We start from the raw sequence: 19,731 nt of genomic DNA on the forward strand, positions 1-19,731 counted from the left end.
TTTTAGATGTCTCATTTTTAACTTCTCACTTTTTACTTTTAACTTCTCACAATTAACAACTCACAATTCACAATTATTGAATCTTATAAACTCCTGATTCCAGTTTATAATCAGCATTAATTATATTACACACCAAAGCAACAACCTGACTCACCGGAAGTTCTTTGAAATAGGCGCTTATTTTCAGATTATTTAAATTCTTGTTTTTGATTTCAACCTCTACATTATAATTGCGGTTGATCGTTGCGATAACTTCTGTTAAAGGCGTTTCTTCAAAAACAATGATATTTTTTCGCCATAACGAAATAGAATTTACAGGAACATCCTTAAAGGCCTGAAGCTTATTATCATGTGATTTAAAAACCACTTTCTGGCCTGGAGTTACATACACATTTTCTTCTGTTACGGTCGATTTTACATTTACTCTTCCCGTTAAAACAGAAACTTCCTGAGTAGTTTGATCGGGATAAGCCTGAACATTAAAACTGGTTCCGAGAACTTTTGTGTCCATTTTATCGGTATGAATTATAAAAGGATGTTTTTTGTCTTTGTGTACATCAAAAAAAGCTTCTCCGGTTAAGTACACTTCTCTTGTATCTCCTTTAAATTCTTTTGGATATTTTAAAAGGCTTCCTGCGTTTAACCAAATTTGTGTTCCGTCGCTTAAAATTACTTTAGCATGTTCGCCGGCTTTTGTCGCATATTGTTTTGTTTCTATAACAGGTATCGTTATTTGATACACAAACCATGATAATCCCATTACGAATAATATAGATGCGGCAACAGCCCAGTTTTTATATTGAAGAAAAATAACTTGGTTTGTTTTCTTGATTTGTCTTAATTCCTTTTTTAGTTTCGAACGATCTGATTCAACTATTTCCATATTTTCAAAAACTTCATTGGTATCATCATACCACTTATTCCACATCTCTTGTCCTTTTGGAGAATATCCTCCATCTAAAAAATGTTTTATTTCTTGTTGTAATTTTTCAGGCATTATAATTTCTTTATCTCTTTAATAGTATGTCTTTGAAATTGAAATTTCAGGTAGGTTGCTTAGGTTACGCTTGTGTTAAGAAAAAACGGTGCGCTTATCAATTAGAAAATATTCTAATTAAACTCTCCTAAATAAGTTCGCATGAATTTTAGCGAGTATGTAATATGATACTTCACGGTTTCGATTGAAACATTAAGTTCTTCTGCGATTTCTTTATTGGAGTAATGTTTAATCCGACTCAGAATAAAAACCTCTTTTGATTTCTTGGGAAGTAATGCTGTTGCTTTATCGACGGCTTGCTGCAATTCATCATAAAAAATAGAATCTTCTGTTGCGTTATGACTGGTATATTCAACCGTATTTCGGTCTAAAACCTCTTGTATATATTGGTCTGTAACCGAATGTGATTTTATATAATCTAATGTCATGTAGCGAACGGAAGTGTAGATATAAGCAGCAAAACTCTTTTGAATTAAAATGGTTTTACGGCGTTCCCAAATGGTGGTAAATACTTCCTGAACGATTTCTTCAGAAATTGGAATTGATTTCATTCTGATATAAACAAAGCGAACGAGTAAATCCCTGTACCTAAAATACAGTTCATCAAATGCTTTATCTTTTCCTTGTTTCAATAATTCAACAAGTTCTTCATCTGTAAAACCTTTATGCATAATACTTCGCTTTTATATTATTTGCCCCAAAAAGGGTTGGTAACAAAACCGTTATTTTGCGAAGTATTCTTCTTTTTAAAAATGACATATACTACAATAGTTTGTTTTATAATATGTCTTCAAAATTATAAATCAGGGTAGGTCGATAAGGTTACGGTTACATTAATAAAAAGGTCCGTTTATAAAACATTGTATTAACATTTCCTCTCTGAGATGTTATGAAGTCATTTTGATAACACAAACAACAACACTCATTATAAAGAAGTTACTCAGAAATGTAAAAATAAAATTGATGTATTAAATTTAACAGCAAAATAATGGACTTAACACCTTAAATTGGACACAGAAAACAAAATTTGGTTCTGTCGCATCTGTCAGAATAAAATATAAGAATTTAAGTAATTTTAAAGTTAGCCCGCCAATTTACAGAATGATTTAAACATAGAGATCCCTGGTCCAACCATTTGATTCTTCCTCAGCATATGCACAACTTCAATTCCGCTTAACGTTCGTTTGGCCGATTCAAAATTTTTAAAACCTAATCCGTTTTTTATGTGCCACTTGATGAAACGATGGTCCTGTTCGATAATATTGTTGCCATATTTACACTGTCAGATTTTAATCTTTGAGAAAGAACGTTTGTTATAGACTTTGATCGCTGCGGTATTAGAACCGCTTTTATCAATATTTATTACTCTTGGCCGGTAATTATTAGCAATTGCTTTAATTAGAAATGACTGAGCACTCATTCTTTGTCTTTTTCTGGTCAAAAGAAAGTCAACCGTATTGCCTAATTTATCTACTGCTCGATATAAATAACACCAAATGCCTTTTACTTTGATGTAGGTCTCATCCAATCTCCAACTCGCCCCCACTCTGCCTTTTCTCTGCCTCATCTCTGCCTCAAGCAAAGGTGCAAACTTATAAACCCAACGCTGAATCGTGGCATGATCCACAATGACTCCTCTAATCTTCATTAGTTCTTAAACATCCCGGTAACTAAGTGTAAATCTTAGCTTGAAATATACTGTCTGAAGAATTATGTATTTTGGATAACAATGACCTTTAGTATTCATCTTTTGATCGGTTTAAAATTCTAAAGATAAAAGTTATTCCCAGATGCGACATCAACTACTGATCTGCCTGTCAGCAATTTTACACTTGTTGGTATGGCCGGAATCCTAAGCGGATTATTTCACGCTCCACTGACCGCTATTTTCCTTATTGCGGAAATAACTGGAGGATATGATTTAATGATTCCATTAATGATTGTTGCTTCTGTTAGTTTTGCTGTTTCAAAACGTTTTGAAAAACACTCACTTGATGTCAAGAATCTGGCCCGTAAAGGAAATGTTTTTACCAGTAACAAGGACACTAATATTCTCTGCAAACTTGAAATTGAGGATCTTGTAAAAAAAGTTTACCTCATTGTAGAAGCAAATCAGGATCTCGAGAATGTAGCCGAACTTTTAGCCCACTCAGACCAAGTGATTTTTGGTGTTGTCAGTGATGATAATGAATTGGAAGGACTGGTATATTTCAATGATATTCGGGAAGTGATTTTTGAGCATGGAAACCGTGATGAATAAGTTTGAAAAAAGTAATAAAGTTTTCCTGCCAGTGCTGAAAAACGGGAAATATTACGGTTTTATCTCCAAGTCAGATGTGTTGGAGTCTTATAGGAATAGGCTGAAATCGATGATTTTTGAATAAAATATTTTTCCAGCAAATAATTAAATTCAAATTTTCATTTACCTGGTTTCACTTAACACTCAATAAAATTAGTCTTATCTTAGCAATACAAGGCTATAATAAGGCATCAAAAAATAGCAACTAATTTTATAAATTATGAGAAAAGTTACAGATTTACTAAACCTTCGGGATGGAGAAGATGACAGGGCGAAAACATTAGAGGCCATAAAGAAGAACATAACCTTCAAAGGTGCTAATCTTTGGATCTTGGCCTGCGCCATAATTGTTGCCTCCGTTGGGCTAAATGTAAACTCAACTGCAGTTATTATTGGAGCAATGCTGATATCCCCACTTATGGGACCAATTGTAGGAGCTGGTTTTGCACTTGGCATTTATGATTTTTCATTACTTAAAAAATCACTTAACAACCTGCTTATCGCCACTGTGGTAAGTCTGGCAGTGTCAACCTTATATTTTTACCTCAGTCCCTTCAAGGATGTCCAGTCTGAATTGCTAGCCAGAACATCCCCTAATATTTATGATATTCTGATTGCTTTTTTTGGAGGTGTTGTCGGGGTTATTGCAGTGACAAGATCAGAAAAAGGAAATCCTATTCCAGGAGTTGCTATTGCAACTGCACTTATGCCACCATTATGTACTGCAGGGTATGGCTTGGCTACAGCGCAATGGACGTTCTTCTTAGGGGCCTTTTATCTCTATTGCATCAATTGCGTATTTATAGGAATTGCAACATTTTTAATTATTAAATACCTTAATTATCCAGCAGTTAAACAGGTTGATGAAAAACATCAAAAACGCGTAAAATATACCATAGCTTTTTTAATTACCATAATGCTTTTACCCAGCAGTTATCTTGCTTACTCGCTCTACAGGGAACAGCAGTTTAAAAAAAACATAGATCTTTTCATTGAAAATGAATTCGTAGATAAAGGATACACCATTGTGTACAAAAAGACCAACTTTAATGCTAAAACCAAAAAACTAGAACTCGCTTTCCTATCAAGGCGTTTTTCTTCATTAAAAATAAAAGATCTTACCAACAGGTTAAACCATAATAAATACCTGAACGGCACACAACTGCAGATTCGACAAGACAGCACTGATCGTTACAATGCACTAAAAGGAGATATCCTTAATCAGATTAAAAGTAGTGAAAACGAAATGAATGTTAAAGATATTAAGATCATGCAACTGGAGAAGGAACTGACTAAAAATAAATTTGACAACCGTCAGATTTTAAAAGAGACAAGAGTTTTATTTCCAATAATTAGCTCACTTTCCATCACTAAGAGTACTTTAATCAATCAAAAGGACAGTACCACTACCATAACGGCTGTTATCTATGATGCATCCAAAAATCTTAATAAAGCTGAAAATGAAAAATTACAAAAATGGCTTAATGAAAGATTATCCGTTAAAGATGTAGAACTTTTCAGGAAACCTTAGTGGTCCTGAAAAGTCTTTTTTTGCTTTTTATTGTACAAACTCAAAATACAAAATCCTGAAATACCGGCTATTGTAGAGGCGATTAGTATCGCAAATTTGGCTTCATTCTGATGCAGTACATCACCAAAAGATAATAAAGCAATAAAGATGGACATTGTAAAACCAATTCCTCCCAATAATCCAAGTCCTAAGACATGCATCCATGTAGTTGATTCAGGAAGTTCAGCAATTCTTAATTTTACCGATAACCATGACATCACAAAGATTCCAATGGGTTTCCCTAGAAATAATCCAAGAACTATACCTAATCCCAGATTACTGGAAAGTCCTTCTATCATAGTAGATTCAAAAGTTATATTCGTATTGACAAGCGCAAAAATAGGCATGATTATAAAATTAACCGGACGAGTCAGGGCATGTTCCAATTTTTCAAGCGTAGATTCTGTATCATCTTCGTTTGTCGGAATTGTCATGGCTACCAGTACACCGGCTATTGTGGCATGGATCCCTGAGTGATGGATAAAATACCAGATAACAAAACCCGGTATCAGATAAAAAAACAGGTTTTTAATACCAAATCGATTAAAGATAATCAACATTATAAATAACGCTCCGGCATATCCTAAATAGAGAAAATTCAATTCTGAAGAATAAAATATCGCAATCACTAAAATCGCAATAAGATCATCTACTATAGCCAGCGCAGCCAGAAATATTTTAAGCCCTGGAGGAACTTTACTTCCCAAAAGTGATAAAATTCCGAGTGCAAAAGCAATATCAGTGGCCATAGGAATTCCCCAGCCTTTTGCAGTCATCGAATTCCCGCCGTTAAAAAATGCATAAATCAGCGCAGGAACGATTACTCCTCCAACTGCTGCAAGTACAGGTAAAGCCGCCTGAGAAAATGACGACAACTCACCTTCAATTATTTCCCTTTTTATTTCCAATCCTACAAGGAGAAAGAAAATAGCCATCAATCCATCGTTTATCCATAATAAAACAGGGTAACGAAGGTGAACACTATCAGTATTAAAGCCCAGGTTCAAATTAAGAATTTCCTTAAAGCTATCTGACCACCCAGAATTAGCAATAAAGAGTGATATTATTACAAAGATTAATAATATGATTCCACCTGAAGAAGATGAACGAAAAAAATGAGAGAATACTTTAAGATTTATAAGTTTTGCCATAAATACAAATTTAGCTTTTCAAAATTGTCCCTGCAACTATTACATTCAGGAAAAATTGCATTGGAATTCAAAAAATCAGATATTTTAAAAAAAATTAATTGTTATGCTTGCGTTATTTTATTATATTCATTAAGTGCTTTGTTAGGATCTGCTGTAGCATATTCATTTTCCGGCTCAGGAATTACATGAATTTTTGAATCACTCAGCGATACTATAGCTGAACAAACATATACCCCAATCTTGCCATCATTATATTTAAAGTCCAACAACGTTAATTTCACAACTTCATTTATAGAAAGCTCATAATAATTTCCGTAACGGATAATCTTAAAATAAATTTCTTTGCTTTCTACTATTTCAAATTGATTGGTTTGAATATTTTCAAAAACAAAATTGTTCTTTACATCCTTTTCATTAAATCCCCAAGCCCTGAATTGAACAAAACCATTTACAAAATCAATTGATATGTAATAGGCTGTCCCCTCTTCATCACATTCAATAACAAAACCAGTTTTCCCCATTCCTTCAACAGCTAATTTTCCTTCCCAAACAAAATTCTCAGAAGGTTTTTCAAAACAAAAAACTTCGTATCCACTTCTGCAGCCAAATCGCCATTTACTTTCATTTTCTAATTCAAAATTTGCCGAGGGATTTCCTAAAACAGGAATCGGAGCATGTAAGTTTTTTTGAAGAATTGTTCTTTGGTACAGCGTTTTCCAATGATGATACGTTTTTAATAATAATCTTCCGTTACTATCAACATCGAGTCGTTTTGGAGGTGGAATTACACGAAGGGTGTTGACATTTCCACCCACAAAATAAAAATTGTAAATTAAATAATTGTCTCCATCCTTTACAATTCTTGCTGCATAATTACCTTGTGGAAGCAGCACATTATTATGAAAAGCATGATATTCTCCTTTAAAATCGGGTGAGAACCAATAGCGAACCTTTATATCTTCGCGAATGGACCCCAATAAATAATGCATACCTTTTATTTCTACAACGCAAGGACATTCAATATCATCATAAACATAAGCTACATGCAATGGCTTTTGAAGTACAAAACCCTTCTCTTCCCTTTTTGCCACACCAATACAGCCTCTTCTATACGTAGGTCCAACTGCACTGCGGGCACATATCAGTAAATAATCATTCCCTTCAAACTGATATTTAAAAGGATCCCTAAAACTAAGCCATTCTCGCGGGTTGTTATCTCTGCTTTCATAATAGGGAGCATTACTTTTTAATGGTAAACCATATTGATTATCTTTTGTCCACTGAATTAAGTCAGGAGAAACTGCCCTACCAATTTTTTGCATGATTCCTTTGTCCTTCCGTTTTAAACCTGTGTAGTACATTTCATATCCTCGCCCATCAGAGTTTTTACTAACATGCATCGTCCACAACATGTCATCATCCCACTCCCCAGGATCCCCTACAAACAAAGCATTTTTTACTCTTTTCCATGAAAGACCGTCTTTTGATATGGCATGTGCAATGTAATCGTGATTGGGAATAATCAAATGAAATAAATGATGGACTCCATTTTCGTCTATAAAGACATCAACATCACCAATTTCCCAATTACTAAAACCTGAACCTGAATACATATTTAACCTATTTAATTATTTTATAATATTTTAATCCTTCTAAAATACCGGAAGAAGCAGAGTCTTTGGCTACATAAATAGTTTTTGTCGTTTCATAATTGGCAAGTTCTACACTGCGATTTCCTACTATGATTCCTTTGATGGCGCCTCTGAACATATCGATATCATTTCCAGAATCGCCCGCCGCAATTACACTCGATAAAGGAATATTCCATTTACGGCATAAAAATTTAATTGCGTTTCCTTTTGACGCTCTTTTAGGGATAAAGTCAAGAAACTCATTATGGCTTGGAATAATATTTACTTTGTACCATCCACTTCCTAAAACTGTGATCAACTCGTCATGATTGTATTTTTCCTGATCATAATAATAAGAAATTTTAAAGGGGTTTTGTGCTTCGGCTTCCTGCAATCGCATCCAGGGAATATTTTTTAAACGATTGGCAATATCTTCCCTCTTCCATCGTCCTGCCAAAAATGTAGCCCAGCCTTTGTCTAAAATATAATCTTTACCATTGGTGTAATAAATTTCAGTTCCCACCGAGCAAATAATAAAATCTGGCTGCGGAAAGTTTTCCTCAACAATAACTTTTTTCACTAAGTCTAAATTTCTTCCTGATGCCAGGGCAAATGCCATTTTTTCATTGCGATTAATCAAATGCTCTTTTAATTCTTTCAGTCCGGGATTATTTAACTTTGGCTCAATGAGAGTTCCGTCAATATCAGTTACCAGTAAATTTTCTACCTTCCTTTTTAATCGGTCTATGTTTATATTTGGGTAATGTTGTTTTTTGATTCCTGAACCAGACGATAAGGAAAGATTTTCGTTTACATAATCAATATATTGATTAACGTGACTCAGCCAGCTATAATGTTTTTGAATATTAATTGCTCCATTATTTGAATAATATTTCCATTGACTTTCATTTGTTAAAATCTTTCGCAATGCCTTTTTGATTTCATTTTCATCTAATGGATTTACCAATTCTCCGTTTTGGCAAGTCGGAATGATTTCAGAAGGACCACCATTTTTTGTAACCACAACTGGAAGACCAGAACTTGCAGATTCAATAACGGTTAAGCCGAAATTTTCATGCAAAGCTAAATTTACAAAAACACCTCTTTTTTCGGCTGCATATCGGTAAATAATCGAAACTTCATTTTCTACATCATGCTTTTTAGGGATTGCCATTTTTCCGTACAAATCGTATTTATCCATTAAAAGCAAAAGATCGGTCAAAACGTCTTTTTCTGATTCCGGCATTTGCAAAATATCTTTTCTGATTCCGGCAAAAATGACCAGATTGGCTATACTTTGCAGTTCCTTATCTTTGCCGTAAACTTCAATAAGAGTGTGTAAATTTTTATGACGATCAGGTCTGGAAAGTGCCAAAATAAAAGGTTTATGAGGATTTATTAAAAACTTGGAAATAGTTTCTGCTACCCAGTATTTTCTTTGTTCCTCTTCCATTTGCTTATCAGAATCCCGTTCCCGATGATAGTAAGGAACAAATTTACTAGTGTCAATTCCCGGAGAAATGGCGTGGTATTTTGCTAAATCAAAATTTTTATAAGGTTTATAGGTTTCAATCTCCTGTTCTGTAGAAGTAACAATAAATTCAGACAATTCTAAAGTTCTTTCTTCAGCACTAATTCTTTGTTTAAACTTAAATTTTTTTTCAATTTCTTCTTCACTCAAACCACTTTCGAGCAACTTTTTCCTTTTGTAAAAACCTAATGAATGTCCTGTGTGAGCAAAAGGAACATTTAGTATTGTCGATAATTCACTTGCTACATATCCTGCATCGCCATAATGGGAATGAATCCAGTTTGGGAATATATTGTGAAGTTTAATATGCTGTACAATTCCGTTTACAAAAGTGTCTAAACCTTCCCACAATTGTTCTTTTGCCTTGTATTTTTTTCCTAAAAAAGGAATTCGCCTAATATCTAATTTATCATTGATAATTTCAATAGGCACTGCATATTCAGGCGAAATATTTGAGTCATCAATTAGTCTTGTAAATAAATGAACATGTTCTACATCTTTATGTTTTGATAAAAATTCTGCAAGTTCATACACATACTTTGTTTGTCCACCATTATCGGCATCTCTACCAATCTCCAGACCAGAACCTTTTAAAAGTCCGTGAACATTGATTAGTGAAATTCGTAATTTTGTCATCATCTTTTATTTGTTAGATTTATAAGATACAAAAAAAGAAAATGTTTTAGGCCAAATACTCATGAAATAAGGCGTTTATTAACATTTTATTATTAAACTGTAAGAAAGAAAAAGATAGAATTCTCTTTCAGAAAAAAGAGTATTAAATGATTTCCTTTTTGATTTCGACAACTTGATTCTTAATGATCATATCAAACCTAATAAAGTTTCAAGAGACTGCTTTAAATAAGAATTACTTGGTTTAACAACATGAATTCGTTCTAAAATGTAAATAATCGTTTTGAAATTAAACTAAAAATAGAAGATATAAAAAGGCCCTCATCTTTTTTAAGAAAGATGAGGGCAAAAACTTTTTGAAAAGGTTTAGGAAATAAAAATTAACCTATTCTTATTGTAGTAAAAGAGAATACTATCTTAACTTTTTCTCACGTTTTTGTTTGCATATCCAATCATCTATTGATTAATTTCTTAATGTCAATTTCTTACGCATAATCTGGCTTTAAATAACTATTTTTACCAACTTCTATTGGATTTGTATTGATGGTTCGCCTGCAAAAATGATTTGGTTAATCTTCTTCGATTTTATATATCCGCATCTAAATAATGCGAAAAATCAGTTAACAATGAAGACATTTAAATTCTTAAAAAACAAGTATGATGTTGAGCTCCTAATTGATATAGGCACTTATAAAGACATACCCTATTATTTTTTTGAAAGTGAACTTCATCATACAGATTTTTACGAACTTATATTTTTCTCTAAAGGAAATGGCTATTTAGAACTTGATCAGCAAAGAATTGAAGTTTCAGATAATACAGTCATTTTTATTTCTCCATTTCAAAAACGAAGATGGTTTTTGGACAATACTAAAGTTGAATGTTATTTCTTGTTTTTCCAGGACAGCTTTCTGTCTAACTTCTTCTCAGATAAATTATTTTCCTTCAGACTACAGTTTTTTTACAACAAAACCAAACCGCTCTATTTAAAGGTGGATGACGTCTTCTTTTCACAGTTGGTGAATATAATTCAGGAGCTGCTCAGTGAAATAAAAACATTCAAATCAGATAGCGAACATATTATAAGAGCACTTTTGTACTTTATATTGATCAAACTCAATCGAGCCTATGCACAACATTACCTTCTGTCTTCAGAAACTGAAAATAATAACATCGCCTATATGTTTAAAGAGATTTTACAAAATGAAGTCTGTAAAATAAGAAACATCGACTATTACGCGCAACAGTTAGGTATCAGCAGAGTAACATTAAATAAATGCATCAAAAAGCAGTTCGGAGTTACCGTTTCTGAAATGGTAAATGAATTTATACTCTTTGAAATAAAGTCTCTGCTATCTTATACTAAGCTTAATGTAAATGAAATTTCGGACCTATTACAATTCTCCCAGGCGAATCATTTAACGCGTTTCTTCAAGTCGCAAACAGGGATTTCTCCAAAAGAATTCAGAAACGCTTATCAAAATGGTAGTTCTGTTATCTAACTGGTAATTATTCTTTTTACATGTATGCTATTTTTGTACTTGAGAATATTTTCTTCGAAAAACAGAAGCATTCCTTATTCAAATCACTAGAGAAAAGCAATCTATTCTAAGTGGCAATCAATTAACTATCAATCGATTAAAACATAATTTAAATGAAAAAGCAAACTAAATTTACATATATGTTTACTTTGATATTGCTCCCCTGCTTTATATTCGGACAACGACAACAAGCCATTGATCTCGCTAATCTGTACAAAAAAGGAAAGCTCAAATTAGTAAACAGAGAGATCAAAATCGTTTCTGGTGATAGTGGAGCTTATCTGAAAATATTGGAAAATAAAAAAGAAGGCATCATATGGCTGCCTGTTAATGACTTTAAAAACGGTACAATAGAAATTGAAATGCGGGGAAAGGACGTTTTTCAACGAAGTTTTATTGGGATCGCCTTTCACGGTGTTGATGATATTAATTATGATGCTGTTTATTGTCGTCCTTTCAATTTTTTCGCTAAAGATTCTGTTAGAAGAATTCATGCTGTGCAATACATTTCACATCCTGATTTTACGTGGGAAAAATTGAGAAATGAAAGGAATGCGGTTTTCGAGAAAGAAATCATCAATCCACCAAACCCTAATGATTGGTTCACAATGAAATTAGTAATTGAAAGCACAAATATTAAAGTGTACATAAACAATACAATCCAGCCTTCACTGATAGTTGAAAAACTCAACAATCGAACATCTGGAAAAATAGGGTTATTTACAGGAGATAGCAGTGGAGGAGATTTTAAAATCATTAAGATAAATTATAAAAAATAAAAACACTACTAAATCGTTGTCGATAAAGTTTCATCTACAAAAAACTGAAATAAATATTGAATTAATAATAAACAAATTATACTATTATTATGAAAAGAATACTTCTAATTATGTTGCTTTCTATTCTCCTTTTTGCTGCTCAATCACTGAAGGGAACTTTTACTATTTGGGGAAGGATTGTAGATAATGAATTTAGTCCTATTGAATCATTTTCGATTAAGGTTTTTGAGCTTAATACTTTTACAAATCAAAAAAAAATAATCCAAAATTTTAAAGTCAGAGATAATAATGGAGAATTTTTAATAAAAAACCTTAACTCAGAAACTTATCTTATTGAAGTTACAGTTGTAAATTATACGAGGTACAGCATCATAAAAACAGTTGTAAATAAAAACGAATCAGTTGGAGAAATCGTTTTACAAAATACTTGGTAATAATGAGTATTTTAACCAATTATTAAATGAGAAAAAAGAGTCTGTAATACGACTAAGAAGATTCAAAGAATAAATTACACTTAAAATGCTTAATTTATGAATAAATAAACTAATATCTAATTAAACTAAACCAAGTTTTCTAATCCAAAAGCAGCTATTTGATCAATAATTGGCAAAGTCTTTAAACCCAGTTCTGTTAAAGAATATTCGACTCTTGGCGGGATTTCGGGATAAGCTTTTTTATTGACCAGTTTGTTTTCTACCAGAGCATTCAATTCCTGAATCAGCATTTTTTCACTAATACCCACAACAGCTCTTTTAAGTTCCCCATATCTAATGGTCCTTGTATTGAGCTGATACAGAATCATCATTGTCCACTTTCCTCCCAATAAGCCTAATGATTTTTTTACTGGGCAGTTTTCATCACAGGCATTAATTATTTTTATATTTTTTTTCATTGATTTTCAATATTTCTAACTATTTAGTAAGTACCCAACAAAAACGTAAGTACTTGTACAAAAGTAAGTTATTATTTAGTTTTACAGAAATTTTGATCAACTAAATAAAAAATAAAATGAAAGTATTAGTATTTGGAGCCACAGGTTCACAGCAATTTTACGTAATTGGAGAAGCAAAAAATAAAGGTGCAGAAGTTTATGCTGTAACAAGTTCTGAAAAAAACTTTTCAAAACTGGAAGACGCAGGTGCAATTCCTGTATTAGCTGATATGTATGATGCAGCAAAAATGAAAGAAATCACTAAAGGAATAGACGCTATCTCATTATTGATTCCTGTTTCCCTTCCTAATCCGGCAGATGGATTTCAACTTGCCAGGAATGTAATAGATGCAGCTAAGGAAAATAGTGTAAAAATGATCGTTTGGAATACCAGCGGATTTTTGGCACCACAAAAATTAGGAATTCCTATGGAAGACGTAAAGCTTGACACAAAGGAATATCTTAAAAGCTGCGGAGTACCTTATGTAATTATTGAACCGTCCATTTATGCCGAAAATCTGTTGGCTCCTTACACAACTGATTATGTAAAAAGCGAAAGAAAAGTAGCATACCCAACTCCGGAAAATATGCCTATTGGCTATATTGCATCAAGAGATGTTAGTGCCTTTGTTGTAGAAGCATTATATAAACCAGAATTGTCCGGACAATCATTTCTTGTGAGCGGTCCGGATGATCTTAAAGGAAATGGTCTTGCCCAAAAATTTTCTGCTGGTTTGGGAGAAAAAATTGATTTCTACGCAATGCCTCCACAAGAATTTGGAGATAAATTAAGCATCCTTGTTGGAGAAGAAAGCGCCAGAGGTGTGCAAGGGTATTATGAAATGCTAGCCAGTCTTCCGGTATATCCAACAAAATTTAATCCTAACTTGCATGAGGTTCTTGAAAAATTGCCTGTAAAGATGACACCTATCGAAGAATGGGTTAAAATACATAAAGAATTTTTCATTAATTAAGTTGTAAAAAAAGCAGTAAAAATAATTTACCTTTTTTACTGCTTTTTTAATTCCTTAAACTCTAAATTATTAGCTGTATTTGTAAGAAATATTTCCTTATGAATTATTTTTGAAGACTTTATTCATTACATATCGAAATCTTAAATACAGTAAGACCGAAGATGTTAACAACCCTAAGGTCAGACCATACCAGATTCCCTGTACTCCTGCATTGAAATAAATTCCTAAAACATAGGCTGCCGGCAGACCAATAAGCCAATAAGCAACAAAGGTTATGAAAGTGGGAATGTTTACATCACCCATTCCTCTTAGTGTTCCTAGTCCAACCACCTGTGTACCATCAAAGAGCTGGAAAAGCGCTGCAATAATCAATAGTTGTGCAGCCAGCGCTACAACACTTGTATCATTTGTTATTAAGTAAGGTAAATATTGATTAAAGAGTGTGAAAATTGCTGCAAAGAAAAGCATGAAAATGATAACTAAATGATAGGATGCATAAGCAAAACTCTTAAGTCTTTTGTAGTTCTGATTTCCAAAACTATTTCCAACTTTAATAGTTGCCGCAGATGCAATTCCTCCTGCCATCATGTAAGTCATTGCAGCAAGGGTTATTGCTGTCTGATGAGCTGCCTGTTCCATTGCACCAATATGACCGGCCATTAAAGCAGCTGCTGCAAACGCACCAATTTCAAATACATACTGCATAGCCACAGGCAATCCAATTTTTACCACTTTTATAATTTTTGAAAAATCAATAAATTTAACAGAGAAATGCTGTATGTAAGATCCAAAACTATCTGATCGAAGCACATACCCTATCATAACCAGCATCATTAAAATCCGATCTATCAATGTTGCAATTCCTACTCCACGAACTCCCATTGGCTCAATTCCAAACATTCCTTTTACGAGAATCACTGCTATAATTACGTTGAGCACATTTCCCCATATTGTTATAGACATTGCTTGTTTTGTGAAACCCAGTCCTTCTGCAAACTGTTTAAAAGTTTGAAATATCATTAAAGGCAGAATAGATAAGCTTAAAATAAGTAAATAAGGTTTTGATGTTTCTACTACCAGAGGATCCTGATCTGCATGCTGTATGGCAAACATAGAACCATAATATACTACTAAAAAAAGAAAAATTGCTGCTACAACATTAAGCCATAAGCTATTTGACAGCAGCTCGGCGCATTCTTTAAAATTTGATTTTCCGTTTTCTTGTGCTATCAAAGGTGTTAATCCATAGGCAACCCCCAATCCAACGACCAAAACTACCATGAAAACAGAATGAACAAGCGAGACTGCTGCCAATGATATAGTTCCTGCATAATGCCCTATGATAACTGTATCAAGAGTCTGAACCATTGTATGCCCAAGCTGAGAGATTACGACAGGCCCTGCAAGTGCTACTGTACTTTGGTAATATATCTTATTGGATTTGTATTTTTTGATCATATAAAAATTGTTTGCTGTAAGGCAAATTTAAGTGATTTGAAACTGCAATTCCATAAACTTTCAATTAAAGGATAGTAATTCCTTTGTTTGTAAATTTATCTTATTAAGTAACAGCCTTTAAAATGTTATGAAAATATACCATTCTGGTAGTCTGAAAGGAACTGTCCGCTGGTTATTCCTGTCTGGGTTTTAAAAAATCGCATCAAATGTACGGGTTCTGAAAAATCAAGATCATAGGCAATCTCAGCAATGGTCTTTCCGGAATGTATCAGGTCATTCTTTATCTCAAAAAGCAATCTCTGTTTTAATAGTTCTGTCGCGGTAACATTAAACTGCTTTTTCACACAAGTGTTAATTGTAATCCTGCTTACATTTAACAGATCTGCATAGTAGTCAATCCGCTGCTTCTTCCTGATGTGTATTTCCAGTAACTGCTTAAACTGGTAGGCAAAGTTGTTTTCTGCCCTTTCAATTGAAAGATTATTTGCATCAGCATATATTCTGTTAAACTTCAAAAGCAGGTAATAAGTGAGTGATCGTATGATATGAATACTATCTGTTCTGCTATTAACAAGTTCGTATTTGATCTCCATAAGCTGGTCAAGTGCTTTTTGAAGTTCTTCCCTTTCGATAGCAATATGCAAAGGATAATTCAACTGATAAAAATAAAGAAGGCGATACGTAAAGAATTTGTCTGAGAAAAAGTCATTAAGAAAATTTTCCTGAAAAACCAGAACAGTAAAATCCAATCCCTCTTTCTCTAAAGCCCATTGCCTTTTTTGAAAAGGAGAAATAAAAATAATTGTATTGTCAGTTATATTAATTTTCTGCTGATTTAAAATCAGTGTTCCTTTGGCAGTCTTAAAAAGCAATATTTCAAAAAAATCAGTATTGTACGTATCACGTTCCAAATATTTCTCACTCAGCATACCACCGTGTAATACATTGAGAAGTACTTCAACACCACATTCTGATTTATGAAATTTAACTGTTTTCATTTTTCTTTAATTCATTAGCGTATTGAAGTCCGTTTCATTTACTTCTTTAAGATGTGATGGAATGTTATAATTATAGCAAATTTACAACTTCATTTACAAATTACTTCAAACCAAAAAAAATGAGCAGTAATAATTTACAGCTCATTTATAAAAGAAATTCTTTAACTGTTCTTTATCTTATGATAGCAAATACGCTTCTGTTGTTGTAATTTTTGCGTAAAAGAATTCCAATGCAGCCAAAAATGCATTATGAACATCTGCAGCCTTGACATCCTGACCATTTATTTGAAGATTAATTGTGGCGCAGGCATCACCAATTACTGTACATTCAAATCCAAAGTCAAAAGCAGCCCTGGTCCCTGCATCAATGCACATGTGCGTCATCATTCCCGCGATTACTAAATGCGTTATATCGTTTGACTGAAGATATTCCAATAAATCAGTTCCTCTAAAACTATTAGGAAATTGTTTGGTGATCACCTTCTCTCCTGCCAGTGGTTTTACATTTTCATGAATTTCTACACCTTTTGTACCGGGAACAAAAAAGGGAACACCTTCTGGGGATATATGCTGAATGTGAATTATGGTTCCATTTTCTTTTCTAAAATTTTCCAGTAGTTTCTTGGCGTTTTCACTTGCAGCAATAGGATTTACAAGTTCTAGCGCCCCATTTTCAAAATATTCTTTCTGTATATCAATTAACAATAATGCGGTATTCATTTTACTTTAAATTTAAAAATTTCTATCAGACAAAATTAAAACTTAAACGAGCGAAACCAGATACCAAAGCATTACCAATAGATACCATTTTGATAAGCAACTTTTTGTCTGTAAATTTTCAATCCCATAATCGGCAGTATCATGAAGAAATGAAAATTGATCTAAAATATTGTTGTTGTAGCGCAGCGAAAAAAAATCTTCTGTGAAACAAATTATTTTCCCCTTTGCTTTTCTGTTAATGTCTCAGCGAGGCTTTATAACAATCACCTTAGCATTATCCAGACGGATTTTATGATTATCTATACTGATTTCGCCCTCAGCATTGTCAATAAAGAGCAGCATGAAGAAATCCTGCCTGTGCGGATATTCCAAAACAGGAAAACGCTGCAGCAGATTAACCGTGTTATCCATCCAGAAATGACTGCCATCACCTGTAAATAATTGCAGGCTGCGATCTGGTATTTCTGATATTTGCATTTTTTTTATTTTATGATTAATACTAAAACAAGAGTACTAACACCATCTGGGAGGATGATAAATAGAAAAAATATAACTGTATCTCTGATTGTATGCCCGTAGCATAGGATACTCCTTTTTTAATGAAAAGAATACAACTGTAAATGAAAACGGAATCTGGTTTTGCAGAAACAGCTGGACTTCTCTGTAAGTCACTGTCGGGAATTTTTGCTCCTCCCTGTCATTCGCTTTTAATTTCTGTTCCAGATAGCATTTTCCGTTACATATGGGCACGGCATCGAACCTGTTGATACAAACATTTTGGGCAATGTAATCCTGATTGATGTAAAAGTCACCAATAATCCATAGACTGTCGGCATTTTGAAACGCAAGCAGCATCAAAACAATTAAAGTGATGCATTTTTTCATCAGCGGCTATTATTTGGCTTCGTCTTCTGCTAAAAGATTTTTGACATCGGCAATCAGTCTTGTGGTTTCTTTTGGATTAGTCCCATCATAAACCCCACGTACATGTCTGTTTTTATCAATGAGCAAAAACCCGCCGCTGTGCACAAAACCGCCCGGCTCATTTTCATCAGGATAAGCTGTTGCAAAGTAGCTTTCTGTTGCAATTTTATAGATGCTGTCTCTGTTGCCGGTAACAAAATGCCAGTTCTTTTTTATGCCGTTATCTACCGTATAAGCCTTAAGACGGGGTATAGTATCATTATCCGGATCTATTGTATGAGAAAGAAACAAGACTTCGCCATCTGTTTTGTATGCATTATACACCTTTTTGAGCTGTACATTCATTTTTGGGCAGATTGAAGGACAGGAAAGGAAAATAAAATCAGCGATGTATATTTTGCCGGAAAAAGTATTGTTTGTTACCTCAAGACTGTCCTGATTGATAAACGAAAAATCTTTGATGCGGGGATATTGGGTTTCATTTCCTTTTACTATTGGATTTCCTAAAACAGGAAGTTTCTCTTGTGCTTTTTCACACGATACTGCCAGCACACAGCATAACAGTACTAAAATTATTTTTTTCATATTTTTATTTTTTGCAAGAATAGACTAGCTAAACTTATTTTCATTTTTATAAAGTATAATTCAGATTGACACTCCATCTGTAGTTGGCTTCCATTTTTCCAGATGATAAGTTCTGGCTGATTGGAAGCATGGTATTCAAACCAATTGAAAACTTATCTTTTCCGGCTTCAAAACCGAATTTACCAAAGAGAATATCTCCGGCTGTATTGGGTAGAGAAAGTCCATGCTGTTTGTTAGTTTGATAAACCTCTCCTGCCAAACCTGCCTGAGGCACTATCTGCAAAGCATCCAGATCAATCGTGTAAAACAGCGTAGCAGCATAATTGAACTGATCTCCGTATTGATATTCTTTTTTATTCTGTGTTTTCAAAACGTAATTCAATGTTGTATTAAGGCCTAAATCATTTCTGCTGATAACGTATTCTGAAACCATAGAATAATCCCAGCTTCCTGTTCCCAGCTGAAAACTCTGGTTTATGCTGCCCAAATTATTAGCCTGAGTAAATTTTCCGGTTGGTATTTTTATACCTGCTCCGATATTTACTTTATGAGTAAAAACAGTACTGTCTTTTTTTGTCTCAAAAACCGTGTATAGTCCCATTACTGTAATATCACCCAAACCCGAAATATTCTCCGTTCCTTTTGTCAGTTCTCTTTCATGCAAATGGTATGGAATCAAAGCAGAAATCTGGATTTTATCTGTTATCGGAATTCTAGTCCAGGCCTGAATTGTATTGAAATTTTCATTAATCCATGGCGAATTGGCAAAGATTCCGTCACGACTGGTATAGCTCTGCTTAAAATACCGCACACCAACAAAATTGTTATTGAGCATTGAACTAAATCCCATACTACCTCCACTAGCTGAACAGCCACATGCATCGCAATCAAAATATTCCATCATCACAAGACGCTGAAAAGTAAAACGTGAAATACTGTCTTTTTCTGTAAAGCTAAAGGCTGAACTTCCAGCCAAAAACATCAAGAGTGCTATTACTTTTTTCATTTT

Annotated in this window: 18 protein-coding genes and 2 pseudogenes; 6 read left to right on the forward strand and 14 right to left on the reverse strand. The window is 33.6% G+C overall.

Going from position 1 to position 19,731, the window contains the following annotated elements; genetic code table 11:
- Positions 1–73 precede the first annotated feature (73 nt).
- The 3 genes and pseudogenes from FLACHUCJ7_RS18185 to FLACHUCJ7_RS18195 all read right to left on the reverse strand — a co-directional run bounded on the left by FLACHUCJ7_RS18185 (position 74) and on the right by FLACHUCJ7_RS18195 (position 2,744).
- The gene (locus FLACHUCJ7_RS18185) at positions 74–997 is read right to left on the reverse strand and encodes a FecR family protein (RefSeq protein ID WP_180909925.1); all 924 of its coding nucleotides are present in this window, start codon (positions 995–997) and stop codon (positions 74–76) included.
- A gap of 113 nt (positions 998–1,110) precedes the next feature.
- Positions 1,111–1,668, reverse strand: coding sequence for an RNA polymerase sigma-70 factor (locus tag FLACHUCJ7_RS18190; protein WP_078228396.1), 558 nt, complete (start codon positions 1,666–1,668; stop codon positions 1,111–1,113).
- Positions 1,669–2,078: 410 nt separating this feature from the next.
- A pseudogene (locus FLACHUCJ7_RS18195) lies at positions 2,079–2,744 on the reverse strand (IS6 family transposase).
- 57 nt (positions 2,745–2,801) lie between these two features.
- Between FLACHUCJ7_RS18195 and FLACHUCJ7_RS18200 the strand changes: the two are divergent.
- Positions 2,802–3,381: pseudogene (locus FLACHUCJ7_RS18200) on the forward strand (chloride channel protein); the annotation flags it as partial.
- Positions 3,382–3,516: 135 nt separating this feature from the next.
- Positions 3,517–4,827, forward strand: a complete 1,311-nt coding sequence (locus FLACHUCJ7_RS18205) for a DUF389 domain-containing protein (RefSeq protein ID WP_180909926.1) — start codon at positions 3,517–3,519, stop codon at positions 4,825–4,827.
- On the opposite strand, the gene nhaA is transcribed toward FLACHUCJ7_RS18205, so the two are convergent.
- The 3 genes from nhaA to FLACHUCJ7_RS18220 form a co-directional block, all read right to left on the reverse strand.
- A complete protein-coding gene (nhaA, locus tag FLACHUCJ7_RS18210) occupies positions 4,824–6,017 on the reverse strand; it encodes a Na+/H+ antiporter NhaA (protein WP_180909927.1) in 1,194 nt (397 codons plus the stop codon). The two genes, FLACHUCJ7_RS18205 and nhaA, sit on opposite strands and share 4 nt — an antisense overlap.
- 101 nt (positions 6,018–6,118) lie before the next feature.
- Positions 6,119–7,630, reverse strand: coding sequence for a glycoside hydrolase family protein (locus FLACHUCJ7_RS18215; protein ID WP_180909928.1), 1,512 nt, complete (start codon positions 7,628–7,630; stop codon positions 6,119–6,121).
- Between the two features lie 7 nt (positions 7,631–7,637).
- The gene (locus FLACHUCJ7_RS18220) at positions 7,638–9,818 is read right to left on the reverse strand and encodes an HAD-IIB family hydrolase (protein WP_180909929.1); all 2,181 of its coding nucleotides are present in this window, start codon (positions 9,816–9,818) and stop codon (positions 7,638–7,640) included.
- A 620-nt stretch (positions 9,819–10,438) separates the two neighbouring features.
- On the opposite strand from FLACHUCJ7_RS18220, the gene FLACHUCJ7_RS18225 reads away from it, so the two are divergent.
- The 3 genes from FLACHUCJ7_RS18225 (at position 10,439) to FLACHUCJ7_RS18235 (ending at position 12,566) form a co-directional block, all read left to right on the forward strand.
- Complete coding sequence (locus FLACHUCJ7_RS18225) at positions 10,439–11,314, forward strand: helix-turn-helix domain-containing protein (RefSeq protein ID WP_180909930.1); 876 nt, start codon at positions 10,439–10,441, stop codon at positions 11,312–11,314.
- A gap of 152 nt (positions 11,315–11,466) precedes the next feature.
- Complete coding sequence (locus tag FLACHUCJ7_RS18230) at positions 11,467–12,132, forward strand: hypothetical protein (RefSeq protein WP_180909931.1); 666 nt, start codon at positions 11,467–11,469, stop codon at positions 12,130–12,132.
- Positions 12,133–12,221: 89 nt separating this feature from the next.
- Positions 12,222–12,566 carry a hypothetical protein gene (locus FLACHUCJ7_RS18235; RefSeq protein ID WP_180909932.1) on the forward strand — a complete coding sequence of 115 codons (345 nt, stop codon included), beginning with the start codon at positions 12,222–12,224 and terminating at the stop codon, positions 12,564–12,566.
- Between the two features lie 125 nt (positions 12,567–12,691).
- Here the strand turns inward: FLACHUCJ7_RS18235 and FLACHUCJ7_RS18240 are convergent, their stop codons facing one another.
- Positions 12,692–13,024 (reverse strand): winged helix-turn-helix transcriptional regulator, encoded by a 333-nt coding sequence (locus tag FLACHUCJ7_RS18240; protein ID WP_180909933.1) that lies wholly within the window; start codon positions 13,022–13,024, stop codon positions 12,692–12,694.
- A gap of 116 nt (positions 13,025–13,140) precedes the next feature.
- On the opposite strand from FLACHUCJ7_RS18240, the gene FLACHUCJ7_RS18245 reads away from it, so the two are divergent.
- On the forward strand, positions 13,141–14,037 hold the full coding sequence (locus FLACHUCJ7_RS18245; protein ID WP_180909934.1) for an SDR family oxidoreductase: 897 nt from the start codon (positions 13,141–13,143) through the stop codon (positions 14,035–14,037).
- 96 nt (positions 14,038–14,133) lie between these two features.
- Here the strand turns inward: FLACHUCJ7_RS18245 and FLACHUCJ7_RS18250 are convergent, their stop codons facing one another.
- The 7 genes from FLACHUCJ7_RS18250 to FLACHUCJ7_RS18280 form a co-directional block, all read right to left on the reverse strand.
- Complete coding sequence (locus FLACHUCJ7_RS18250) at positions 14,134–15,495, reverse strand: MATE family efflux transporter (RefSeq protein WP_180909935.1); 1,362 nt, start codon at positions 15,493–15,495, stop codon at positions 14,134–14,136.
- Positions 15,496–15,620: 125 nt separating this feature from the next.
- On the reverse strand, positions 15,621–16,493 hold the full coding sequence (locus FLACHUCJ7_RS18255) for a helix-turn-helix domain-containing protein (protein ID WP_078228422.1): 873 nt from the start codon (positions 16,491–16,493) through the stop codon (positions 15,621–15,623).
- Positions 16,494–16,670: 177 nt separating this feature from the next.
- Positions 16,671–17,213, reverse strand: coding sequence for a cysteine hydrolase family protein (locus FLACHUCJ7_RS18260; RefSeq protein ID WP_180909936.1), 543 nt, complete (start codon positions 17,211–17,213; stop codon positions 16,671–16,673).
- A 243-nt stretch (positions 17,214–17,456) separates the two neighbouring features.
- Positions 17,457–17,690, reverse strand: coding sequence for a hypothetical protein (locus FLACHUCJ7_RS18265; protein ID WP_180909937.1), 234 nt, complete (start codon positions 17,688–17,690; stop codon positions 17,457–17,459).
- Between the two features lie 36 nt (positions 17,691–17,726).
- On the reverse strand, positions 17,727–18,098 hold the full coding sequence (locus tag FLACHUCJ7_RS18270) for a hypothetical protein (RefSeq protein ID WP_180909938.1): 372 nt from the start codon (positions 18,096–18,098) through the stop codon (positions 17,727–17,729).
- 9 nt (positions 18,099–18,107) lie between these two features.
- Positions 18,108–18,722 (reverse strand): SCO family protein, encoded by a 615-nt coding sequence (locus FLACHUCJ7_RS18275; RefSeq protein ID WP_180909939.1) that lies wholly within the window; start codon positions 18,720–18,722, stop codon positions 18,108–18,110.
- Positions 18,723–18,768: 46 nt separating this feature from the next.
- Complete coding sequence (locus FLACHUCJ7_RS18280; protein ID WP_078228431.1) at positions 18,769–19,728, reverse strand: transporter family protein; 960 nt, start codon at positions 19,726–19,728, stop codon at positions 18,769–18,771.
- Between the last annotated feature and the right edge of the window lie 3 nt (positions 19,729–19,731).

Origin of the sequence: Flavobacterium salmonis (genome assembly GCF_903819435.1) — a bacterium.
In the GTDB taxonomy this organism is placed as follows: Bacteria; Bacteroidota; Bacteroidia; order Flavobacteriales; family Flavobacteriaceae; genus Flavobacterium; species Flavobacterium chungangense.